This is a genomic window from Trinickia sp. (assembly GCF_051953955.1).
Taxonomy (GTDB): Bacteria; Pseudomonadota; Gammaproteobacteria; order Burkholderiales; family Burkholderiaceae; genus Trinickia.
This window is the reverse complement of the sequence record NZ_JBQCIF010000127.1, coordinates 15,204-36,843: the sequence shown is the minus strand read 5'-3', so window position 1 is coordinate 36,843 and position 21,640 is coordinate 15,204. Positions and strand designations below refer to the sequence as shown.

The window sequence follows — 21,640 nt, the reverse complement described above, 5'->3', positions numbered from 1 at the left end:
ACAGTTCCTTCCTCGTTTCGCGGCCCACTATTCCGTGCTCAGGCCGCGCACTTAAATCCGCGTCGGCCGTCGCATCGCCTGCCGGCCGTGCTGCTTGCCGCGTTGACGCGGCGCGCCTCGCTATCAACGCATGATCAAACAACGATATCGCCGGCTCGTGGTCGGCGTCGGCGCCGGCGTGCTCGTCGCGCTCGGCACGGCGTTAGCCGCCTACCGCCATTTCACGTCGAACGATGCCCCGCCTTACCTCACGGCACGCGTTGCGCGCGCCGATCTCGAAGACGCCGTCCTGGCGGCCGGTACGCTCTACGCGCATCGGCAAGTCGACGTCGGCGCTCAGGTGTCGGGGCAGCTCAAGGTCCTGAACGTGGAACTCGGCGATCAGGTCGAACCGGGGCAGCGCTTGGCGGAGATCGATCCGACGCTGCTCGAGCACGCGCTCAAGCAAGCCGAAGCGGAAGAGCGCTCGCTCGCGGCTCAGCGCCGCGCGACCGAAGCGCGTCTGCGGCTGGCTTCGCTCGCCGCGACGCGGGCGCAAGCGCTGTGGGACCGCGAAGCCACGTCGCGCGAGACGTTCGAGCGAGCGCAAGCGGAGCGGCAAGTCGAGCGTGCCAATCTCGATGACGTCGATGCGCGTTGGAAGCGGGCGCGAATCGAGGTCGACAAGGCGCGAGCGAACGCCGCTTACACGCAGATCGTCGCCCCGATGGCGGGGGAGGTCGTCGCCATCGTGACGCGCCAAGGGCAAACGGTCATCGCGGAACAACAAGCCCCGGTCATCTTGAAGCTTGCCGCGCTCGACACGATGACCGTGAAGGCGCAGGTATCGGAAGCGGACGTGCTGCGCGTTCAACCGGGGCAGCGCGTCCATTTCACCGTCCTCGGCGAGCCCGACACGCGCTACGAGGGCAAGATTCGCGCGATCGAGCCGGCCCCGCAGGATTTCGCCGATCCGTCCGGCGCCGGCGCAGGTGCGGGCGGCGGTACCTCGAACGGCAGTCCGTCCCGCGGCGGAGCGGCCGTGTTCTACAACGCGCTGTTCGAGGTGCCCAATCCGGGCCATCGCCTGCGCATTTCGATGACGGCGGAAGTGTCGATCGTGCAAGGCACGGCGAAGGACACGCTCGTCGTACCGTCGTCCGCGCTCGGCGCAAGGTCGGCCGACGGCAAAGTCGCCGTGCGCGTGCTGGCCGAAGGCGGAGAAGTACAAACGCGGCAGGTGCAAGTCGGCATGAACAACCACGTCAAAGCGCAAGTGCTATCGGGATTGCACGAGGGCGAGCGCGTCATCGTCGGCGAAGCCGCCCCGGGCAGCGATGCGGGCAAGGCCGCCGAGGGAGCCTGACCGATGAGCGAACCGCTGCTGGCGCTGGCTGGCGTCTCGCGCCGCTATCGGACGGGCGACAAGGAGATCGCCGTCCTGCGCGACATCGATTTGACGATCGAGGCGGGCGAATTCGTGGCGATCATGGGCGCCTCGGGCTCGGGCAAATCGACGCTGATGAACGTGCTCGGCTGCCTCGATCGGCCGAGCGAAGGGCGTTATCGCGTGGCGGGCGTCGACGTCGGCGCGTTGCCACCCGATGCGCTCGCGCGTCTGCGCCGCGAGCATTTCGGCTTCATCTTCCAGCGCTACCACTTGTTGCCGCATCTGAGCGCCGCGGGCAACGTGCAGGTGCCGTCGGTCTATGCCGGCGTCGCGAAAAAGGTCCGCGCTTCGCGTGCCCACGCGCTGCTCGCGCAACTCGGCTTGGCTGAACGCGCCGGGCATCGCCCGAATCAGCTGTCCGGCGGGCAGCAGCAGCGCGTGAGCATTGCGCGCGCGTTGATGAACGACGCGGACGTGATTCTCGCGGACGAGCCGACCGGTGCGCTAGATAGCGCGAGCGGGCGCGAAGTGATGCGCATCCTCGGCGAGCTCCATGCGGCAGGGCGCACGGTAGTGCTCGTCACGCACGACGAGAACGTAGCGGCGCATGCGCACCGCATCGTCGAAATGCGCGATGGAGCAATCGTCAGCGACAGACGGCGCGCCGCAGCGGCTGCTAGGCGCGGCGCTGACGAAAAGGCCGCGCCGGCCGCCGTCGCTGCGTCCGGAGCAACGCGCGGCCGCATGAGGCGATCATGGCCACGCCTCGGGCAAGCGTTCGCGACGGCTTGGGCGGCGCTGTTGGCGCATCGGCTGAGGACGCTGCTGACGATGCTCGGCATCGTCATCGGCATCATGTCCGTCGTGTCGATCACCGCCGTGGGCGAAGGCGCGAAGCGTTACATGCTCGACGAAATCGGCGCGATGGGCACGAACACGATCGACGTCTATCCGGGGCGAGACTGGGGCGACAGCGATGCGGACCAGATCAAGACGCTCGTCGCGGCGGATGCGCACGCGCTCGGCAACGAGCCCTACGTCGACAGCGTGACGCCGGGCATCTACCGCACCGCAACGGTTCGCCACGGCAATGTCGACGTGCGAGCGATGGTCAGCGGGGTGGGCGAGCGCTTCTTTCAAGTGCGTGGGCTCGCGCTGGCCGCGGGCATGACGTTCGACACGCAAGCCGTGAGGCGCTATGCACAAGTTGCCGTGCTCGATGCGAACGCGCGCCGCAAGCTGTTCGACGCACAGACCGACCCGATCGGCAAAACCATTCTCGTCGACAACGTCCCGTGCACCGTCATCGGCGTGACCGCCGAAAAGCAAGCGCTGTGGGGGGGCGGCATGAGCGACCTGACCATCTGGGTGCCCTACACGACGGCCGGCACGAGGCTGTTCGGCGCCCGGCGGCTCGACGGCATCACGGTGCGCATCAAGGCCGGCACCCCGGGCGAGGCGGCCGAGCGCGGCATCGTCGAATTGCTCACGCGCCGTCACGGCCGAAAAGATTTCTTCACGTACAACATGGACAGCATCGTCAAGACGGTCCAATCGACGGGCCGCGCGCTGACGCTGCTGCTTTCGATGATCGCCGTCGTCTCGCTGGTCGTCGGCGGCATCGGCGTGATGAACATCATGCTCGTCTCGGTGACGGAGCGCACGCGCGAAATCGGCATCCGCATGGCCATCGGCGCACGGCGCGGCGACGTCATGCTGCAGTTTCTCGTCGAAGCCATCCTCGTCAGCCTGATGGGCGGGGCGATCGGCATCGCCTTGTCGTTCGGCGCCAGTTTCATCTTTTCGGTATTCGTCAAACAATGGAGCATGGTCTTTTCCATGAGTTCGCTCGTTTCAGCCGTTGCCTGCTCGACGGCGATCGGCGTCGCGTTCGGGTTCATCCCGGCGCGCAATGCGGCGCGCCTCGATCCGGTCGAAGCGCTCGCGCGCGATTGAGTCGGAGGCGGCGATGAAGATATTTTTGCGTACATCGCGCGTCGCTCGACCGGTAACGATCGCGATGTCGGTGGCGTTGCTTGCGGCCTGCACGCCCCCGGTCCGCCATGGCCCTTTGGCGTCGCCCGAATTGCCTGCAACGTGGGCGACCGCGCCGGAAGCGGACGATGGCTCATCGAATTCGCCGCTTCGCGGTGCGTCAGATGCGGCGCGGCGCAATGCCGCCGACGCGAGGTCGACGGAACCGGCGCAATGGTGGCGGGCGTTCGGCGATCCCACCTTGGATGCGCTCGTCGCTCAGGCGCTGGAGAAGAATGCCGATCTCGCGATGGCCGAGATCCGAGTCCGTCGGGCACAGCTCGAGGCGGGGCTCGTCGATGCGAAAACGGGCCCGCAGGCCAGCGTCACGGCGGGCGTCGACGCGATACGCGCGTTCGGTGCCGATCGCGCTCGCTTGTCGACGAGCGCGAACGCGACGATATCGTTCGAACTCGATCCGTGGGGAAAGCTCGCGGCACGGCGCGACGAAGCGGCTTGGCATGCAAAGGCGAGCGAAGCCGATCGCGCGGCGGCCGCGCTCTCGCTGATCGGCACCACCGCGAAACTTTACTGGCGGATCGGCTATTTGAACGAATCGATCGCATCCGGCGAGGCTGCGATCGCGGATGCGCTGCGCACGCTGTCCATGATGGAAGCGAGGCGGGCGTCGGGTGCCGCCTCGCCGCTCGACGTCGCTCAGGCAAGCCAGCAGGTGGCGCGCTTGAGAGCGGAGCAGGCGCAATGGCGGATCGAACGAGAATCGAAGCGAAACGCGTTGGCATTGCTGCTGGATGAGCCGCCCGAAGCGCGCGGCCGCGAGCCTGAAAACATCGTTGGCGCGTTGCTGCCAGCTGTTCCCGCGCGGTTGCCGGCCTTCGTGCTCGCGCGGCGGCCAGACCTGCGCGCGGCCGAATCGCGGCTGCGTGCAACGATGGCCAACGTGGACGTCACGCGAGCGGCGATGTATCCCAGCATTGCGCTGACGAGCGAATTCGGCACGAGCAGCGACATGCTCGTGCGCACGCTGCAAAACCCCGTCGCCTCGATCGGCGCGGCGCTCGCGTTGCCGTTCGTCCAATGGAAGGCAGTGCGTTTGACCGCAGCGATCTCCGAAAACGAACTCGAGGAGGCCTCGATAGGGTTTCGCCGGCAGGTTTATCTGGCGCTCGCCGACGTCGAAAACGCGTTGGCAGCGAAGGTTCAGCTCGATGCCGAGGCCGTGCAGCGCGCACGCTCGCTCGAGGACGCCGCATTCGGCGCCGCCTACGCGCGCACGCGGTTCGAGCTCGGGGCGACAGACGCGGCACCGTGGCTCGAGGCTCAGGCCACGCAGCGTGCGGCGGGTCAGGATCGAACCAGGAACCAATTGGCGCGATTGGAGAATCGAATCGACCTATTCCTTGCGCTCGGGGGCGCTTAGGCTCAGGAATTCGCACGAGCAAAAGCAGGAGGAGGCATTGGCCGTTCGGCCGTCTGCCGGGTCCGGGCGAAGCGAGTATCATCCGTCGCTACGTTGGAGTAACCGCAATCGTGGTGTCAGGAGCGAACAAAGTGATTCGTCACATCGTCATGTGGAAGTTGAAAGAGGCTGCGCTCGGCGCCAGCCGCGCGGAAAACGCCGTGAAGCTGAAAGAGCGGCTGGAAGCATGCCGCGGCATCGTGCCGGGCATCGTGCATCTCGAAGCGGGGCTCGCCGCGCCCGGGCTCGAATCGACCTACGACGTCGTGCTCGTTTCCGACTTCGCCGACAAGGCGGCGCTCGATGCCTACCAGGTTCATCCGACACATCAGGCGCTCAAGCAGTTCGTCGCGGCCGTGCGCGAGTCGCGCGAGTGCGTCGATTACGAACTTTGAAGCCGGTGCGGCATCTTGAAGAGCAAGCGTCCATGACGTCCGGACATCACTCACCGCGGCCCGAGTCGGATCCGTTGCACGCTGCCGAACGCGAACGCACGATCGAGAGCCCGTTCGTCGATCATCTCGGCGTTCGCTTGATCGCGGCAGCCAACGGCGAAAGCGAGGTTGCCCTGACGCTGGCCGATACGCAGATGAACACGTGGCACGTCGCTCACGGCGGCGTGACCATGACGCTGGCCGACGTGGCGCTCGCCACGGCGGCGCGCAGCTTGGCGGAAGACGGAGTCGGGGTCGTCACGGTCGAAATGAAGGTCAACTTCATGCAGCCGGGGCGCGGCGAGTTGCGCGCATTCGGCCGCGTGCTGCACCGTTCGACCACGATGGCCTACTGCGAGGGCGAAGTGCGCGACGACAGCGGCCATTTCGTCGCGAAGGCGCTCGGCACGTTCAAGTACATGCGGCGGCTCGCGGTGGGGCGCGAGGTCGTCGAGCAGAAACGGCGCCCGCCGCCCGGCACCAAGCCCGGCCCCAGCGACGGCTGAGCGCCGGTGCCCCGCTCGGCGCATTCGCCCCGCGATCGTGCGCCGCCGTTTTCCCGTCCTTTCGTGACTTTCGTGACTTTCGTGAGTCGGAGGAAAATCGCCATGACCCGAATCAATCGCCGCATCTTGTTGGCTTCCCGTCCGGAAGGCGCCGTCACGCCCGCTAGCTTCAAGCTGGAGCAAGCGCCGCTCGATGCGTTGGCCGAGGGGCAGTTTCGCGTCCGCAACCTGTATCTGTCGATCGATCCGTACATGCGCGGCCGGATGAACGACGCGAAGTCGTACGCAGCGCCGCTCGCGCTCGGCGAAGTCATGATCGGCGAAACGGCCGGGGACGTCGTCGAATCGAAACATCGGGATTTCGCCGTCGGCGATAAGGTCACGGGCATGTTCGGATGGCAGGACTACGGCACGTCCGACGGCGCCGGCGTGCGTAAAATCGACGACACGCGCGTGCCGATGACGGCCTACCTCGGTGTGGCCGGCATGCCGGGCGCGACGGCTTGGTACGGGCTGAACAAGATCATTGCGCCGCGCCCCGGCCAAACCGTCGTCGTCAGCGCGGCGAGCGGCGCGGTAGGCAGCGTCGTCGGCCAGTTGGCCAAGCTCGCGGGCTGCCGCGCCGTCGGCATCGCGGGCGGGGAGCAGAAGTGCCGGTACGTCGTCGACGAACTCGGCTTCGATGCCTGCGTCGACTACAAGGCAGGCAATCTCCACCAAGACCTCAAGAACGCAACGCCCGACGGCGTCGATGGCTGCTTCGAGAATGTCGGCGGCGAGGCGCTCGATGCCACGCTCTCCCGCATGAACCCGTTCGGCCGCATCGCCGTCTGCGGCATGATCGCGGGCTACGATGGGCAGCCGGTGCCGATCAAGCAGCCGTCGATCATTCTCACGATGCGTCTGCTCGTGCAAGGCTTCATCGTCACCGAGCACCTCGACCTATGGCCCGAAGCGCTCGGCACGCTTGCCGCATTGGTGTTGGAAAAAAAGCTGCGCTATCGCGACAGCGTCGTCGACGGGCTCGAGCATGCTCCGGAGGCGCTCATCGGTCTGCTGCAAGGCAAGAACTTCGGTAAGCAACTGGTCAAGATCGCCTGATGCGCCGCCGCTTGCGCGCGAGTTCGAACGACGAGCAGCGCTGGGCATAACGACGACCATGACCATGGCGAAGCCGATTGAGCACAGGGAGGAACGCATGGAACGATTCGACGGCCGGGTCGCCGTCATCACCGGTGCCGCGAGCGGGTTCGGTCGCGCATTCGCGCAAAAGGGCGCCGAATTGGGCATGAAGCTCGTGCTGGCCGATATCGATGCAGAAGCGTTGGGCGACGTCGTCGAGTCGCTGAGGTCCGCCGGCGCCGACGCGATCGCCGTGCCCACCGACGTATCCGACGGCGCGTCCGTCGAAGCGCTCGCGCATCGCACGCTGCAGGCTTACGGCAAGGTGCATCTGCTGTTCAACAACGCGGGCGTCGGTTCGAGCGGTTTCATTTGGGAAATGAGTGCGAACGACTGGTCCTGGGTGCTCGGCGTGAACGTCATGGGCGTCGCTCACGGGGTGCGCGTCTTCACACCGATCATGCTGCGGCAAAACGAGCCGGCCCATATCGTGAACACGGCGTCGGTCGCCGGCCTGATTTCGCCGCCGGCGATGGGCGTCTATAACGCATCGAAGCATGCCGTCGTGGCATTGACCGAAACGCTTTATCACGACCTTCGCCGGACGGGGGCGCCGATCGGATGCTCGCTGCTGTGTCCGGCATTCGCGCCGACGGGCATTGCCGAGGCCGAGCGAGCCAGGCCTGCGCGCTGGCGCAACGAGGCACCGCCGTCGGCCTCGCAAGTGCTGGCCGGGCGAGAACTGCGCAAGGCGGTCCGCTCGGGGCGGCTCAGCGCCGCGGACATCGCCTCCGCCGCTTTCGATGCCGTGCACGCCAACCGCTTCTATGTCATTACGCATCCCGCCATCCTGCCGAGCGTGCGCGTCCGGCACGAAGACATCGAGCAAATGCGCTCGCCGTCCGACCCGTCGCTGCCGCCGGGCAGCGCCTGACCGCCCCGGCGGGCACCGGGCGCGGGCCTTGCGTCCAAACGAGGCACGGGCAAAACCAGAGCCGGAGAGTCCGATGCTGGAAGTGATCGTAGAAGCCGGAGATTGGGGCGGGCTCGGGGCGGACGCGGCGCTCGTGCGCGAGGCCGTCTTCATACGCGAGTTGGGCATCGACGCGCCGCTCGTTTCGGATGACGCCGATTTGCACGCCGTACACGTGGTGGCTTATCGGCGGGGTGCAGCCGTCGCGGCGGCTCGCTTGCTGCCGGATGGCGCGATCGGCCGGCTCGCGGTGCTGCCTTGCGCTCGGCGTGCGGGAATCGGCTCGATGATCCTCGACGCGCTGATTGCGCATGCGCAGCGGAGGGGCGACGCCTGCGTCCGGCTGTACGCGCAGCGAGACGCCGTTCCGTTTTATCTGCGGCATCGATTCTCGGCGGTGGGCGAGCCGTTCTACGAGGCGGGCGTCGTGCACATCGAAATGGCGCGTCCGTTGGATGGCGAACCGCGGTAACGGATTGCGCCGGGTGGGTTCGATGCGGCGCGGAGAGCGGCGCCGTCACGCCGCTAGCGCAAGGCGACGTCGAATGCGAACCGTCGTTCGAAGCTGCCGGGGCGCATGATGTCGTGCGAGCCGTCATCGTCGCTGCGCTCCGCGATCTCGATGCCAAGTGTGGCGTGGCGCGTATCGACACGCAGCGCCGTCGTGCCGCGCGTGCCGTAGTCGGCTGTTTCGATGAATGCGGCCGATAACGCCCGCTCTCGTTCGAGACTGATCCCCGTCGAGGGCAGGGCTTCATCGGCTGCCATGCGCGGGTCGCGCATCAGTTCGATCAGCGCGTCGAGCGTCGGGGCCCCGTCACGGTCGATGAGCGCTCCGAGTTCGGCGCGCTTGCGCACGAGCTTCGGCCACGGTGAGTCGAGAACGGCGTTGGAAATGCCGTGCACGCCAGCCGGCAACAGACAAGGCGCCGTGTTCGCACGATTGCAGTACCAGCCCAGTTGCCGCCGCGAAAGGTCGCCGACGATGAGGTTGAAGCCGTTGTATGCCGCACCTCGCCGCGCGACGCCGTTCAGATAATCGAGCGGAGCGAGCAGGGGCCCCGTCAGATAGTCCGCGACGAGCGTCCCGCGCGTGGGCACATCGCGGCGAAACGTGGCCGGATCGCGGTAGTTGGTCAGTGCGGCGAAGCGGCCGTCGCGCGAAAGGCCTAGCCAGGTCCCCCCGCCCACGAGGTCGCGCCCGGCAAGAACGGTCGGAGCGTCGCTCCACCAGTCGAGGGGAAACGTTGCGCGCTCGAAAAATTCGTCGCGGTTAGCGGCAAGCGTGAGCAGCGCTCCAGTTGCGGCGTCTGGCCGCCAGTCGAATACGATCAGGCACATGAGATGGATCGGGCGGGCATGGCAAGGAGCAGCGAAGGCGGAAGCAGAAGCAGAAGCAGTCCAAGCATTCGTCATGACGCGTACGTTGGTCTGAAAATCAAGCCATAGTGCACAGCATGCCGCTAGCTCGGAAAAACTCGAGGCTTTGACCTCGGGAGGCAGTCAATGCCTGCAACCTGCTTTTTCCGTTTGAACGGTAAGCGGATGTCTACACTTGAGTGCCTGGATTTCGGAAGCGTGTTGGCCTTTTCTGGAAACGATATATACGTCAACGACCCCAATGCGACTGCGATACCGAAGAATGGACCTTTGCCTCACGGCCGCTACTATATTGTCCATCGGCAATCGGGCGGTCGTCATGGTGCGATCGTCGATACGGCGAACGACACGTTCAATGGCACTCGACGGAGGGACTGGTTCGCCCTGTACACCACGACACCGCCGGGCAGCGACTTTCTCATGATACACGGCGTGCGACGCAGCAATTTTAGAATTCATCCCGTCGGCTACTGGGGAGTGAGCGAGGGATGCATCACTCTGCCGAACATCCACAATTTCTATGCTTTGAGTAGTTGGCTCATGCGCCAATCTACGTCCAAGATCCCAGGAACGAACATGGACTATTACGGCACGGTCACCGTCGTATGAAGCGCATCCTGATTGATGGTGCCCTCGCGGCGCTTCTCACGCTTCCCGTCTACATCGGACTAGCGAATACGCCGATCATCAACGACTGGTTCCTTTACGGGCGAGGTTGGGCGACGTTTCACCCGCTCTTCGTCCTAGGTCACGCGATCGGCATCACCCGCAACGCCGCAATTGTCATCGGTACGATGTTCGTCATCAGCTTCGTGCTTTCGGTCATAGCGGTCGCGCTCACGCGCCGAGCGGTGCGATCGGTCTTGACGTGATCGGCAACCGGCATGCTCGCATGGGCCGGCATGCAGTCGGCTCAACCGCGTTCGAGCCGCCCGTCGAGCACGGTAGGCCCGCCGCCCCCTCAACCCTCGCTAGGCAGCGCATAGGGAAGCGGCTGGAACGCGAGCACGGGGCCGCCAGCGGCGCCGAGGTGCATGGTGCCGCTTTCCATCGCCGCCAGCTTGATCTCCGCCAGCAGGTCGAAGCCGCCCGTCGGTGCGGCGGCGGCGTTGACGACCATGCCGCACGGTTGGCTCGGATCGTCGGAGTGGAACAACTCCGCCCCCGGGTGCACCGAATTGGCCGTCGCATCGCCGCTTGCGGGGTCCTCGCCCGGCACGACATGCGCCAGCGCCATGCGCCGCTTGATCGTTCCACGATACTGGCTGCGCGCCACGACCTCCTGCCCGGGGTAGCAGCCCTTGCGGAAGTTGATGCCGCCGATTACGTCGAAATTGATCATCTGCGGCACGAACTGCTCGAGCACGCCGTTGGTAATGCGCGGCTCGCCGGCATGAATGTCGAGCCAATCCCAGACCGCCGGCGAGACGCGGGCGATCTCCGCTTCGAGGCCGGCCAATCGTTCCTGCACGAGCGCTTTCGGGCCGACCCACAAATAGCGCGGGCGCGAAGCGGCGTCCGGCACGCGAATGAGGGACCCGGCCGGCCCGGCGACGTGCACGTGGACCCCATCGGGCAGCGCATCGAACACCCGGGAAAGCGGCGCACGCACGTCTCCGGCGAATCCGACGATCGCGACGGAATCCGTGGCGTCGGCGAGTTTCGCCTTCGCGCGCAGCACGAACATCGACAGCCGCTTCTGCACGGCCGCGGTCAGTTCCTTCGAGACGAGCAGGCGAACAGTATCCGCGACACGCCACGTCAACATCGAGGCGAGCAGCCGGCCTTTGGGGGAGCAGTAGCCTGCGAGCCGTGCACTCGCGGCATCCAAGTGCTGAACGTCGTTCGTGAGCTGGCCGTGCAAAAAGCTCGCCGCATCGTCGCCGACGGCATCGATGACGCCGAACTGGTCGAGCGGCATGAACGCGCCACGCAAGAGAACCGCGTCGAACTCGGCGGCGGCAGGCTGCACCGGCACTCGAAGCGGCGCGGCGGCGGAGGAAACGGAGGCGTTCGGTTCGTTCATGGAATAAGTGACTAGTCAATCCTGACTTCGGCTGAGACGAACAAGTATTATATGGGGTCCATCCGAGCCTCGTTACGCATGTCCCTGCTGAAGAAATGCCTCGCTTTCGGGGTAGTCGTTGCCGTTTTGCTTGCCACGCTTGCCGCCGTGGGCAGCTATTACTGGGCTACGCGGCCGCTCGCGCTACCTACCGCTACCGTCGACGTCACCATCAAGGCCCACAGCACGGTGCGCGCCGTCGCGGGTCAGCTCGACCGGGGGGGCGTGCCGGTGGAGCCGCACGCGTTCATCGCCATGACGCGTCTGCTCGGCCTGGAGAGCCGGCTCAAGTCGGGCAACTACGAATTCCGCACCGGGGTCACGCCCTATGAGGTGCTGCAAAAACTGGCGCTGGGGGACGTCAACGAATCGGTCGTCACCGTCGTCGAAGGGTGGACCTTTCAGCGAATGCGCGCGGAACTCGACGCGAACCCGGCGCTGCGCCACGATACAGCCGGCATGAGCGATGCCGAACTGCTCGCGGCCATCGGTGCGAGCGATGCGGCCGCCGCCAGCGCCGAAGGCCTGTTCTTCCCGGATACCTACTTGTTCGACAAGGGAACGAGCGATCTGAACGTTTACCGGCGCGCTTACAAGCTGATGCAGCAGCGCTTGACGGCGGCCTGGGCCGCTCGCGCCCCCGGGTTGCCGTATCGTACGCCTTATGAAGCGCTGACGGTCGCCTCGCTGATCGAAAAAGAGACCGGCAAGGCCAACGATCGTCCGCTCGTATCGGCCGTGTTCGCCAACCGGCTGCGCATCGGCATGCCGCTGCAAACCGACCCGGCCGTGATCTACGGTCTCGGCCAACGCTATGGCGGCCGCCTGCGCAAGAGCGATTTGCAGCAGGATACGCCTTACAACACCTATACTCGGCGGGGCTTGCCGCCCACTCCGATCGCATTGCCCGGCATCGCATCATTGCAAGCGGCGCTGAACCCAGCGTCGACGAACGCGCTTTATTTCGTATCGCGTGGCGACGGCAGCAGCGTGTTTTCGGATACGCTCGGCGATCACAACCGTGCCGTCGACAAATACATCCGAGGACAGCAATAAATGGCCCGTGGCAAATTCATCACGTTCGAAGGCATCGACGGAGCGGGCAAGACGACGCACCTGTCCTGGTTTCGCGAGCGACTCGAAGAGAAGGTGGCCGGAGCCGGCCGCGCCGTCGTCACGACGCGCGAGCCGGGCGGCACGGCGCTCGGCGAATCGCTGCGCGAGTTGCTGCTGCACGAGAAGATGGATCTCGAGACGGAAGCGCTGCTGATGTTCGCGGCGCGCCGCGAACATCTGGCGCGAGTCATCGAGCCGGCGCTCGCACGTGGCGACTGGGTGCTGTCCGATCGCTTCACCGACGCCACCTTCGCCTATCAGGGCGGCGGTCGCGGGCTGCCGCGCGACAAGCTCGAGACGCTCGAGCGCTGGGTCCAGGGCGGCTTTCAGCCCGATCTGACGGTCCTGTTCGATTTGCCGCCCGAAACGGCGAGCGAGCGCCGCGGCGCGGCGCGCTCGCCCGACAAGTTCGAAAGCGAGACCGACGCCTTCTTTGCGCGCACGCGCGCGGAATACCTGCGCCGGGCCGAGGAAGCGCCGCATCGTTTCGCGATCGTCGACGCATCCCGAAGCATCGAACGGATTCGCGCGCTCCTCGGCGACGTCATCGAGGCGCTTTGATCGGCCGACACGCATCCGGACACCCATTGCGAAGCGAGCACATCCCTTTGCTACCCAAGGCTCAACGATGATCTACCCGTGGCAGCACGACGACTGGAACCGCCTGCAGCGCCTGCGCACGCAATGGCCGCATGCCTTGCTTCTCCATGGGCAGGCAGGCATCGGCAAGTTGCGATTCGCTCGACATCTGGCGCAGGGGATGCTCTGCGAAATGCCGGCCGAGAATGGTGAGCCGTGCGGCCAGTGCGCGGCCTGCAATTGGTTCGTCCAAGGCAATCACCCGGACTACCGCGCCGTGCTGCCCGAAGCGCTCGCCGGGGAAGCGGCGGGCGCATCGACATCCACAGCCGATGAGAAGCCCGAAGCCGAGGAAGGTAAGAAGACGAGGACGCTGAGCAAGGAAATCAAGATCGAGCAGGTGCGGGCGTTGCTCGACTTCTGCGGGGTCGGCGCCCACCGCGGGGGAGCGCGCGTCGTGCTCGTCTATCCGGCCGACCAACTCAACGCTGCATCGGCCAATGCACTGCTCAAGACGCTCGAAGAGCCACCGGCCGGCGTCGTTTTTCTGCTCGTGTCCGCTCGCATCGACCGCTTGCTGCCAACGATCATCAGCCGCTGCCGGCAATGGCCGATGTCGACGCCGTCGCCTGAGGTCGCGCGCGCGTGGCTCTCCGAACAAGGTGTGCCTGACGCCGGAGCGCTGTTGGCCGAAGCCGGCGGGGCCCCGCTCGCGGCATTGGCGCTGGCCGGCGACGAGAACCGGCCGCTGCGCGATTTCACGCTGAAGCAGCTGGCGGCGGGCCCCGAATGCGACGCGTTCGCTTGCGCCGAAGCCTTGCAAAAGCTGCCCGTGCCGATGGTGCTCGGCTGGCTTCAGCGGTGGCTCTACGACCTCTTGGCGGAGCATGCGGCGCAGCGGCCCCGATATTTCCCCGCCGCGCAGCGCGATCTGGCGCGCTGCGCGGCGCGCGTCGATGCGAATGCGTTCGCGCGCTTCATGAAGACGGTGACACGCGAGCGCGCGGTCGAAAACCATCCGCTCAATGCGCGCCTCGTGTTCGAAGCGCTGTTTCTCGGCTATCGCGACTTGTTCGCCTGAGCGAGCACCGGCGGCCTCATCCATCCGATGAAAACCACGAACGATACGAACGACACCAACGACTCAAAGCGAGGAACCCATGCCATGCATGTGAGCTACCGCAACGCGACGCTCGACGACTTGCCCGAGATCGTTGCCATCTACAACTCGACCGTCGCTTCGCGCCAGGTGACGGCCGACCTCGCGCCCGTGACGGTCGAAAGCCGCTTGCCGTGGTTTCACGCACACGGGCCCGGCAGGCGGCCGCTGTGGGTCGTCGAGCACGAGGCGGAGGCGGGGAGCCGCGGGCCCATCGATGCTTGGCTCAGCTTCTCGGATTTCTATGGCCGCCCCGCGTACGCGCGCACGGCAGAGCTCAGCATCTATCTCGATGAGCGCGCGCGCGGACGAGGACTCGGTACGAAGCTGATGGCGGCCGCGCTGGACGCAGCCCCGACGCTCCGCATCGACACGCTGCTGGGATTCATTTTTGGGCACAACGCCGCGAGCCTCGCACTGTTTCGCCGCTGCGGATTCGAAGACTGGGGCACCTTGCCGCGCGTGGCGGTGCTCGACGGGGTAGAGCGCGACCTCGTCATCCTAGGGCGCCGGGTGAGCGAGTCCGCCGGCTAGGGGCGCGTTGCCCGTCGCGGTGTCGCACCGGCCGGGCAGCACGGTACCGAGCCGAACTGAACTGAACTGAACTGAACTGAATGAAGCCGTAGAGTTACGAGAGATACGATGTTCGTCGATTCGCATTGCCACATCAATTTCGAAGGTCTCGTCGAGCGCCTGCCGCAGGTGCTCGAGAACATGCGCTCGCATGACGTGACCCATGCCCTGTGCGTCAGCGTCGACTTCGAAACGCTGCCGAGCGTGCTCGAGGTCGCGCAGGCCTACGACAACGTCTATGCATCGGTCGGTGTCCACCCCGATCACGAGGACGCACGCGAGCCGACCGTCGACGAGCTGATCGAGTTGGCGGCTCATCCGAAGGTCGTCGCGATCGGCGAAACGGGGCTCGACTATTACCGTCTGGAAGGGCGCTCGATTGCGGACATGGAATGGCAGCGCGAACGCTTTCGCACGCACATCCGTGCCGCGAAGGCCGTGATGAAGCCGCTCATCGTTCACACACGCGCATCGAGCGACGACACGCTGCGGATCATGGACCAAGAGCACGCGCACGTACCGGGCGGCGTCATGCACTGCTTCACGGAGCCGTGGCCTATCGCCGAGCGCGCACTGGCGCAGAATTTTTACATTTCCCTTTCTGGCATCGTCACGTTCAAGAGCGCCACGGACGTTCAGGAGGTCGCGCGCCGCGTCCCGCTCGAGCGGCTGTTGATCGAAACCGATTCCCCGTATCTGGCGCCCGTGCCTTATCGCGGCAAACCGAATGAACCTGCATACGTCAGTTATGTCGGACGTTTCATTGCGCAAGCGCGGGGCATGTCGGACGCCGAGCTCGGGGCCGCGACGACGCGCAATTTCTTTCGTCTTTTCGGCATTCCGGCGCCGCATCCCGGTTGACGCGAATCGACGATCGCCGAAACAACTCATTCAAAGCAAAGGAAGACCAGTTGAATACACATACCACCGCACCGCTCTCGTTCGCTTCCCGGCGTCTCCTTCAGCGCCTGGCGCTCGCCGGGGCCGGCGCCTTGGCGTCGCTGGCCGTGGCGGCGCATGCTGCCAGCCTCGACTCGCTCGTCAAGGCAGTGAAGTTCGACGACGTGAAAGCGGTTCAAAAAGCGTTGTCGCAGGGCGCCGATCCGAATGCGACGGATTCGGAAGGCATGCCGCTGATCGTCCTGGCCGCGCGCGAAAAATCGGACAAGGTGGCGAACGCGCTGATCGCCGATCCGAAAACCGACGTCGAGAAGCTCGACGCCGCCGGTGAGAATGCGATGATGCTCGCCGCGCTGAACGGCGACACGAGCCTCGTCAAAGCGCTGATCGACAAGGGAGCCGAAGTCAACAAGAAGGGGTGGGCGCCACTGCACTACGCGGCGGCGAACGGCCATGACGACATCGTCAAGCTGCTGCTCGACAATTCGGCCTATATCGACGCGGGCTCGCCGAACGGCACGACGCCGCTGATGATGGCCGCGCGCGGCAATCATTTGTCGACGGTCAAGGTGCTGCTCGATGCGGGCGCGGATTCGCGCGTGAAAAACCAGATCGGCTTGACCGCGCTCGATTTCGCGAAGCGCTATCACGCCAAGGACGTCACGGAAGCTCTGCAGGACATGTACGCCCGTGAAGCGACGGCCGCGTCGGGTGTCGCCGCATCGGGGGCTGCCCGCACGTCTACTCCCGCCCAAAACGGTGCAAAATAATCATTTTTTTCGCCCGGGCGCGTGAAGGCTGGGGCAATTTGCGAGAGTATCCGTTCACCGCTCGGAGAAAAAGGAAGATTATGTTGCGGGCTTTGATATGCGTCGCCGCGTTGACCATACCGTTCGCCGCCACGGCGGCCGTTGCGCCGGGGGGCGGCAAGTTCACGGCCGGGGATCTGCACAAGCTGTGCACTCAGACCGACGCGATTTCGCGCGCTGCCTGCAAGGCCTATGTCAAGGGCGCCGCCGACGGGGTATTCAACACCATCGACGCCATCGGCGGCACGACGGGCCCGCGTGTGGGCCAATATTTTTGCCTGCCCGATCGCATCGATCCGCAGCGGCTGGTCGACGCGGTGCGCCGCTATGTCGCCGAGAACCCGGATTCGGCCGACTACAACGCGAGCACCGCGGTGTCGCTCGGCTTGGAGAAGTCGTTCCCGTGCAAGGGCGAGTGAGCGACCGAGCGGCTAGACGAACGAGCGGCGCAGCGTATCACGCGTCATCGATCAACCCGATGTCCGAACCGAACGCCACCATCCATGGGCCGACTCATTGCCGTATCGAACCGCGTTGCGACGCCGACCGAAACCAAGGGTTCGGCGGGGGGACTTGCCGTCGGCATCTACAGCGCATTGAAGGACATGGGCGGAGTTTGGTTCGGCTGGAGCGGCGACGTCGTCAGCGAAGCGGTCGCGAACGCCGGGCCGACGCTCACGCACGAAGGGGCGGTGACGTTTGCGACGATCGGCTTGACGCGGCGCGACTATGACCAATACTACCGGGGCTTTTCGAACGCGACGCTTTGGCCGGTCTTTCATTACCGCAACGACCTCGCCGCCTACGATCGTGAGGAGTACGCCGGCTATCGCCGAGTGAATGCGTGGCTCGCCCACAAGCTCGTCAAGCTGATCGAGCCCGGCGACGTCGTCTGGGTCCATGACTACCACTTGATCCCGTTTGCCGAAGCATTGCGGCGCGAGGGCGTCGCCAATCGCATCGGCTTCTTCCTGCACACGCCGTTTCCGTCGCCGCAGGTGCTGCAAAACGTCCCGCCGCACCAGGAGTTGATCAAGTCGCTCTGCTGCTACGACGTCGTCGGTTTCCAGACCGATAGCGATCGCCTCGCGTTTCACGACTACGTCGTGAGGCATGCGGGCGGAACCGTCACCGATGAAGGCAACGTTCAGGCGTATGGGCGCCGGCTGCATTCGGGCGTCTACCGTATCGGCGTGTTTCCCGACGAGATCGCCGCCGAGGCCGCACGCAACGAGAGCCGCAAGCAAGTGCTCGAGCTCAAGCACAGCCTCGAGGGGCGCAAGCTCGTCATGAGCGTCGACCGGCTCGATTACTCGAAGGGGCTCATCGAGCGGTTCCGCGCGTTCGAGCAGTTGCTCGAGCACGCGCCGCAGTGGCGCGGGAACGTCACGTTCGTCCAGGTGGCGCCGCCCACGAGAACCGACGTCGAAAGCTATCAGCGGATCCGGCACAATCTCGAATACGAGGCTGGGCGCATCAACGGCCGCTATTCGGGCCTCGACTACACGCCGATTCGCTATCTCAATCAGCGCTTCGCGCGTTCGCAATTGATGTCGATGTGCCGCGAATCGCAGGTGGGGTTCGTCACGCCGCTGCGCGACGGCATGAACCTCGTCGCGAAGGAGTACATCGCCGCGCAAAACCCCGAAGACCCCGGCGTGCTCGTGCTGTCCGAATTCGCGGGGGCCGCGGCGGAGCTGTGCGCCGCGCTGATCGTCAATCCGCACGACATCGTCGGCATGTCCGAAGCGCTCGAGCGTGCGCTGTCCATGCCGCTGGCAGAGCGCAAGCAGCGCCATGAAGTGAACATGGCCGTGCTCAGGCGCAACGACCTCGGCGTGTGGCGTGATACGTTTCTCGAAGACCTGCGCGGCGCATGAGCGCGATACACGAACGACGGGAGACGACGTCGAAGGAGCCTGTTTCGCGACTGTAACAGCGCGAAAGCAATTGAAAGCGGTGCAGCATTCGGGGGCCGCCATACCGAATAATTGAAACCATGGCGCCGTTTTTCGCGAGCTTCGCATGAGCGAAACCGGCACTCAGTAACCGGCGAACCGGGGATCGAGGGGCAATGCACCCGAAATCCACTTGCATGGAGTCGATCGAATGAAAATTGCGCAAATCGCGCCGCTGACGGAGTCGGTGCCGCCCAAGCTCTACGGTGGGACCGAGCGCGTCGTCTCGTACATCACCGAAGCCCTCGTCGATTTGGGGCACGACGTGACGTTGTTCGCGAGCGGCGACTCGAAAACCCGCGCGAAGCTCGAGCCCGTCTGGCCGCTCGCGCTGCGGCTCGACCCGGCCATTCGCGACCGGATTGCCCCGCACATGCTGCTCATGGAACTCGTGCGGCGCCGCGCCGAAGAGTTCGACGTGCTGCATTTCCATATGGACTACTACTCGTTCTCGCTGTTCAAACGACAGGACACGCCGTTCGTCACGACCCTGCACGGCCGGCTCGATCTGCCCGAGCAGCAGCCCGTCTTCGACACGTTCAACACGGCGCCCGTCATTTCGATCTCGAACGCGCAGCGCCACCCGATACCGCAGGCGAAATGGCTCACGACCGTCTATCACGGGCTGCCCGAAGCACTTTATACGCCGCAGCCGGTCGAACAGAAGTATCTCGCTTTTCTGGGCCGCATTTCTCCCGAAAAGCGTGTCGATACGGCCATCCGCATCGCCGGGCATTGCGGGCTGCCCATTCGCGTCGCGGCCAAAATCGATGCGGCCGATCGCGAGTATTTCGAACGCGAGATCAAACCGCTCTTCGACCTGCCGCACGTGCAATTCATCGGCGAGATCGCGGACGATCAAAAGGCCGAATTCTTGTCCGGTGCCCACGCGCTGCTGTTTCCGGTCGATTGGCCCGAGCCGTTCGGACTCGTCATGATCGAAGCGATGGCGTGCGGCACGCCCGTCATCGCGTTCAATCGAGGGTCCGTGCCGGAGGTCGTCGACGAGGGCCTGTCGGGTTTCATCGTCGAAGACGAAATCAGCGCCGTGGCCGCCGTCAACCGGCTGCATACGCTGCCGCGCACGCGCGTGCGGCAACGGTTCGAGGAGCGTTTCACCTCGCACCACATGGCACGCCAATATCTGGCCGCGTATCAGTCCGTCATCCGCGCCCAAAAGCGGTCGCGCTTCAAGATCATCGATTCGCTGTCGGGAGAAGGGGCGTCGAACGCCTGAGCGGACGCTCGGCCGCGCTCGCGCGATGCGGCGCGGCGCAGCGCAGCGGGAAGCGAAATGCCAGTGGGAAGCGGGCGGGGCGGTGCGGAAGGGCACCGCGCCGCCGCCGCGACCGCAGCTAGATCTTCAGCCGGGTGATCTTGGTGCCTTCGAGCGAGAGGTCGCCCATGAGGCCCGCGTTCGTCATGACGATGACTTCGACTGGCTTGGTAGCCGTCGTCGTATCGATGGCGCCGTTGGCGCCCATCTTCAGCACGGCGACTGAGGCGTCCCCGCCGACCGACCAGCCGTCGCGCGAGCGGAACGAGTTCAACGCATCGTCGGTCATGAACAGAAACACGACGGCCTTCGATTGCGCACCGGCCTGCAGCCCGAACGAACCCGAGACGGTGTTGTAGTAGCCGACAGTCTGGCCGCCTACGCGCAACGCGCCGTCGCCGTACTGGCCGCCCACGACGAAGCCGGCTTGCAGCACCTTCGGGAACACCAATACGCCATGCGCCTTCTGGACCAGCTCACGCGAACCGGGCACCTGGGCATATAGGCGCGAGAGCGTCGCGTCGACGCCCGCATTGATCTCCTGCCGTTTCGACATGTTGCTGCCGGGCGACGAGCCGACGGGGTTGCCGTTGTTCGTGGTTGCGGTGCAACCGGCGAGCGCGAATGCCCCGACCACCACGGCAGTGGCAGCTTTGCGCATGAAGTTTCGTTCTTGCATGGACTCTCTCCGTTATGTTCCGTCGGTCAAACCGCTCGACGGCGGGTTCGGACGAAGCGTGATCTCACACAACGCAACGAGAGTCGAGCATGGGGCATGCCAGGGGCCCGGCCCGATTTAGCGCGGATCAATGCTGCACGGTGCGCTTGACGACGGGCGGGCGCCTCAGCGCGCGCCGAATGCCGGCGATGACGAGGCCCACGGCGAAGATGAATGCGGCCGGCACGACCCAATAGCCGACGAACGCATGCCAGAGGTACAGAAACAGCGTGCGGCGCCGCAACGCATATTCGGCAATGGCATCGCGCTGGCGCGGCGCGTTGGCGGCCAATACATCGGCGGGACAGCCGGCCGCGCGCGCTTGGTCGGGTTTGCCGCGGCAGCGCAGGGCATCGCCCGCGGCACGCTGCGCGTCGGTGAGTTGCCATGTCGTCAGCGCGCGGTCGAGGTCGACGATGTTGTACGACATTTCGTCTTGGATCTCGCGCACCGCAACGATCGCCACCGGGACTGCCCAGAAGACGATGACGATGAGCCAGCGTCTTACCCAGCGGTTGTGTCTCCATGCCATTTGATGCCTCCGCAATGCACCCACGCATCCACGATGAGACGGCGGCCCGATGGCTTCGAATCGTGAGGTTCTGGTGGGCCGTCCTGGCAGCCATCATAGAAGAAATGCGACGAATCGTCGCTGCTCCGAACGGGCAGCGACGCGAGTTTCGTCTGCACAACGGCCAGCGACCGGTAATTTCTTCAAACGTCTCGGCATTTCAGCGCTTCGCGGCGGGCGGCGGCCGTCACAGGCCTTGCGATCCGGCCGACGGGCGAACCGGGCCGCTCGGAACGGGTTTTGCGTTCCTTGGCACGGCCCATCGCGGTCAGCTCGTGCCGGGCGACTCCCCGCCGTGTCGGGCGCGGGAACGAGCAGCCACTCATTTCGACGGAGCGTCAGTCATGGCCGTACCGTTTTCCGAGCAATACAAGGGTTTTGCGATCGGGGTGCAGGCGCTCAGGCGCGCGAAAGAGCCTGACCAGGCGGACGACGCACCGCACCGGTTCGACATCGTCGTGACGATTTCGCGCCGTGCGAGCGGCGATCGGGGCAAGTCGGAAATGTTCGGCGTCCCCGAGCACGCGCCGCTCGAAGACCAACTCGAAGCACACCGAATCGGCGTCCAATACGCGCGCGACATCATCGACGGCAAGGTCGACGGCAGTTCGATCGAGCATCTCTGACGCACTCGGCTCGAGCCCTGGCCGACGCGGCGTTTCTCCGGTTTCGCACCGG

24 protein-coding genes are annotated in these 21,640 nt (G+C 65.4%); 20 read left to right on the top strand and 4 right to left on the bottom strand.

The genetic code is table 11. From position 1 onward, the window contains the following. Window positions 1-130 precede the first annotated feature (130 nt). The 8 genes from ACTHNZ_RS24065 to ACTHNZ_RS24030 all read left to right on the top strand — a co-directional run bounded on the left by ACTHNZ_RS24065 (window position 131) and on the right by ACTHNZ_RS24030 (window position 8,330). Window positions 131-1,345, top strand: a complete 1,215-nt coding sequence (locus ACTHNZ_RS24065) for an efflux RND transporter periplasmic adaptor subunit (RefSeq protein WP_440545102.1) — start codon at window positions 131-133, stop codon at window positions 1,343-1,345. A gap of 3 nt (window positions 1,346-1,348) precedes the next feature. Continuing rightward, window positions 1,349-3,325 carry a MacB family efflux pump subunit gene (locus ACTHNZ_RS24060; RefSeq protein ID WP_440545101.1) on the top strand — a complete coding sequence of 659 codons (1,977 nt, stop codon included), beginning with the start codon at window positions 1,349-1,351 and terminating at the stop codon, window positions 3,323-3,325. A 13-nt stretch (window positions 3,326-3,338) separates the two neighbouring features. Beyond that, entirely contained in the window at window positions 3,339-4,784 is a 1,446-nt protein-coding gene (locus ACTHNZ_RS24055) for a TolC family protein (RefSeq protein WP_440545100.1), read from the top strand. Between the two features lie 131 nt (window positions 4,785-4,915). Next, the gene (locus ACTHNZ_RS24050) at window positions 4,916-5,218 is read left to right on the top strand and encodes a Dabb family protein (protein ID WP_440545099.1); all 303 of its coding nucleotides are present in this window, start codon (window positions 4,916-4,918) and stop codon (window positions 5,216-5,218) included. A gap of 32 nt (window positions 5,219-5,250) precedes the next feature. Beyond that, window positions 5,251-5,763, top strand: a complete 513-nt coding sequence (locus ACTHNZ_RS24045; RefSeq protein WP_440545098.1) for a PaaI family thioesterase — start codon at window positions 5,251-5,253, stop codon at window positions 5,761-5,763. 102 nt (window positions 5,764-5,865) lie between these two features. After that, entirely contained in the window at window positions 5,866-6,864 is a 999-nt protein-coding gene (locus ACTHNZ_RS24040; protein WP_440545097.1) for an NADP-dependent oxidoreductase, read from the top strand. 97 nt (window positions 6,865-6,961) lie between these two features. Then, the gene (locus ACTHNZ_RS24035) at window positions 6,962-7,819 is read left to right on the top strand and encodes an SDR family oxidoreductase (RefSeq protein ID WP_440545096.1); all 858 of its coding nucleotides are present in this window, start codon (window positions 6,962-6,964) and stop codon (window positions 7,817-7,819) included. A gap of 73 nt (window positions 7,820-7,892) precedes the next feature. Beyond that, window positions 7,893-8,330 (top strand): GNAT family N-acetyltransferase, encoded by a 438-nt coding sequence (locus ACTHNZ_RS24030; protein ID WP_440545095.1) that lies wholly within the window; start codon window positions 7,893-7,895, stop codon window positions 8,328-8,330. Window positions 8,331-8,383: 53 nt separating this feature from the next. Here ACTHNZ_RS24030 and ACTHNZ_RS24025 read toward each other — a convergent pair whose 3' ends face one another. Continuing rightward, entirely contained in the window at window positions 8,384-9,199 is an 816-nt protein-coding gene (locus tag ACTHNZ_RS24025; RefSeq protein WP_440545094.1) for an NRDE family protein, read from the bottom strand. Between the two features lie 165 nt (window positions 9,200-9,364). On the opposite strand from ACTHNZ_RS24025, the gene ACTHNZ_RS24020 reads away from it, so the two are divergent. Beyond that, window positions 9,365-9,847: a DUF2778 domain-containing protein gene (locus ACTHNZ_RS24020; RefSeq protein ID WP_440545093.1), complete on the top strand. Its 483-nt coding sequence runs from the start codon at window positions 9,365-9,367 to the stop codon at window positions 9,845-9,847. Beyond that, window positions 9,844-10,110, top strand: a complete 267-nt coding sequence (locus ACTHNZ_RS24015) for a hypothetical protein (RefSeq protein ID WP_440545092.1) — start codon at window positions 9,844-9,846, stop codon at window positions 10,108-10,110. The genes ACTHNZ_RS24020 and ACTHNZ_RS24015 overlap by 4 nt, the downstream gene beginning before the upstream one ends. Before the next feature lie 89 nt (window positions 10,111-10,199). On the opposite strand, the gene ygfZ is transcribed toward ACTHNZ_RS24015, so the two are convergent. Beyond that, window positions 10,200-11,264, bottom strand: coding sequence for a CAF17-like 4Fe-4S cluster assembly/insertion protein YgfZ (gene ygfZ / locus ACTHNZ_RS24010; protein WP_440545091.1), 1,065 nt, complete (start codon window positions 11,262-11,264; stop codon window positions 10,200-10,202). A gap of 78 nt (window positions 11,265-11,342) precedes the next feature. On the opposite strand from ygfZ, the gene mltG reads away from it, so the two are divergent. The 9 genes from mltG to ACTHNZ_RS23965 all read left to right on the top strand — a co-directional run bounded on the left by mltG (window position 11,343) and on the right by ACTHNZ_RS23965 (window position 19,634). Beyond that, the gene (gene mltG / locus ACTHNZ_RS24005) at window positions 11,343-12,359 is read left to right on the top strand and encodes an endolytic transglycosylase MltG (protein ID WP_440545090.1); all 1,017 of its coding nucleotides are present in this window, start codon (window positions 11,343-11,345) and stop codon (window positions 12,357-12,359) included. After that, window positions 12,360-12,980, top strand: a complete 621-nt coding sequence (gene tmk / locus ACTHNZ_RS24000; protein ID WP_440545089.1) for a dTMP kinase — start codon at window positions 12,360-12,362, stop codon at window positions 12,978-12,980. Between the two features lie 67 nt (window positions 12,981-13,047). Next, entirely contained in the window at window positions 13,048-14,079 is a 1,032-nt protein-coding gene (locus ACTHNZ_RS23995) for a DNA polymerase III subunit delta' (RefSeq protein WP_440545088.1), read from the top strand. Window positions 14,080-14,163: 84 nt separating this feature from the next. Next, window positions 14,164-14,691: an N-acetyltransferase family protein gene (locus ACTHNZ_RS23990; RefSeq protein ID WP_440545087.1), complete on the top strand. Its 528-nt coding sequence runs from the start codon at window positions 14,164-14,166 to the stop codon at window positions 14,689-14,691. Between the two features lie 108 nt (window positions 14,692-14,799). Next, complete coding sequence (locus ACTHNZ_RS23985; RefSeq protein WP_440545086.1) at window positions 14,800-15,591, top strand: TatD family hydrolase; 792 nt, start codon at window positions 14,800-14,802, stop codon at window positions 15,589-15,591. Between the two features lie 50 nt (window positions 15,592-15,641). After that, the gene (locus ACTHNZ_RS23980) at window positions 15,642-16,400 is read left to right on the top strand and encodes an ankyrin repeat domain-containing protein (RefSeq protein WP_440545085.1); all 759 of its coding nucleotides are present in this window, start codon (window positions 15,642-15,644) and stop codon (window positions 16,398-16,400) included. Between the two features lie 80 nt (window positions 16,401-16,480). Continuing rightward, on the top strand, window positions 16,481-16,858 hold the full coding sequence (locus tag ACTHNZ_RS23975; protein ID WP_440545084.1) for a Rap1a/Tai family immunity protein: 378 nt from the start codon (window positions 16,481-16,483) through the stop codon (window positions 16,856-16,858). Window positions 16,859-16,942: 84 nt separating this feature from the next. After that, window positions 16,943-18,319, top strand: a complete 1,377-nt coding sequence (otsA, locus tag ACTHNZ_RS23970) for an alpha,alpha-trehalose-phosphate synthase (UDP-forming) (protein WP_440545083.1) — start codon at window positions 16,943-16,945, stop codon at window positions 18,317-18,319. A 229-nt stretch (window positions 18,320-18,548) separates the two neighbouring features. Continuing rightward, window positions 18,549-19,634 carry a glycosyltransferase family 4 protein gene (locus ACTHNZ_RS23965; RefSeq protein ID WP_440545082.1) on the top strand — a complete coding sequence of 362 codons (1,086 nt, stop codon included), beginning with the start codon at window positions 18,549-18,551 and terminating at the stop codon, window positions 19,632-19,634. 118 nt (window positions 19,635-19,752) lie between these two features. On the opposite strand, the gene ACTHNZ_RS23960 is transcribed toward ACTHNZ_RS23965, so the two are convergent. Then, on the bottom strand, window positions 19,753-20,352 hold the full coding sequence (locus tag ACTHNZ_RS23960; RefSeq protein WP_440545081.1) for a BPSL1445 family SYLF domain-containing lipoprotein: 600 nt from the start codon (window positions 20,350-20,352) through the stop codon (window positions 19,753-19,755). A gap of 127 nt (window positions 20,353-20,479) precedes the next feature. After that, window positions 20,480-20,923 carry a hypothetical protein gene (locus ACTHNZ_RS23955; protein WP_440545080.1) on the bottom strand — a complete coding sequence of 148 codons (444 nt, stop codon included), beginning with the start codon at window positions 20,921-20,923 and terminating at the stop codon, window positions 20,480-20,482. Between the two features lie 383 nt (window positions 20,924-21,306). Here ACTHNZ_RS23955 and ACTHNZ_RS23950 point away from each other — a divergent pair, with 383 nt between their 5' ends. Beyond that, complete coding sequence (locus ACTHNZ_RS23950; RefSeq protein ID WP_440545079.1) at window positions 21,307-21,588, top strand: hypothetical protein; 282 nt, start codon at window positions 21,307-21,309, stop codon at window positions 21,586-21,588. Window positions 21,589-21,640 lie beyond the last annotated feature (52 nt).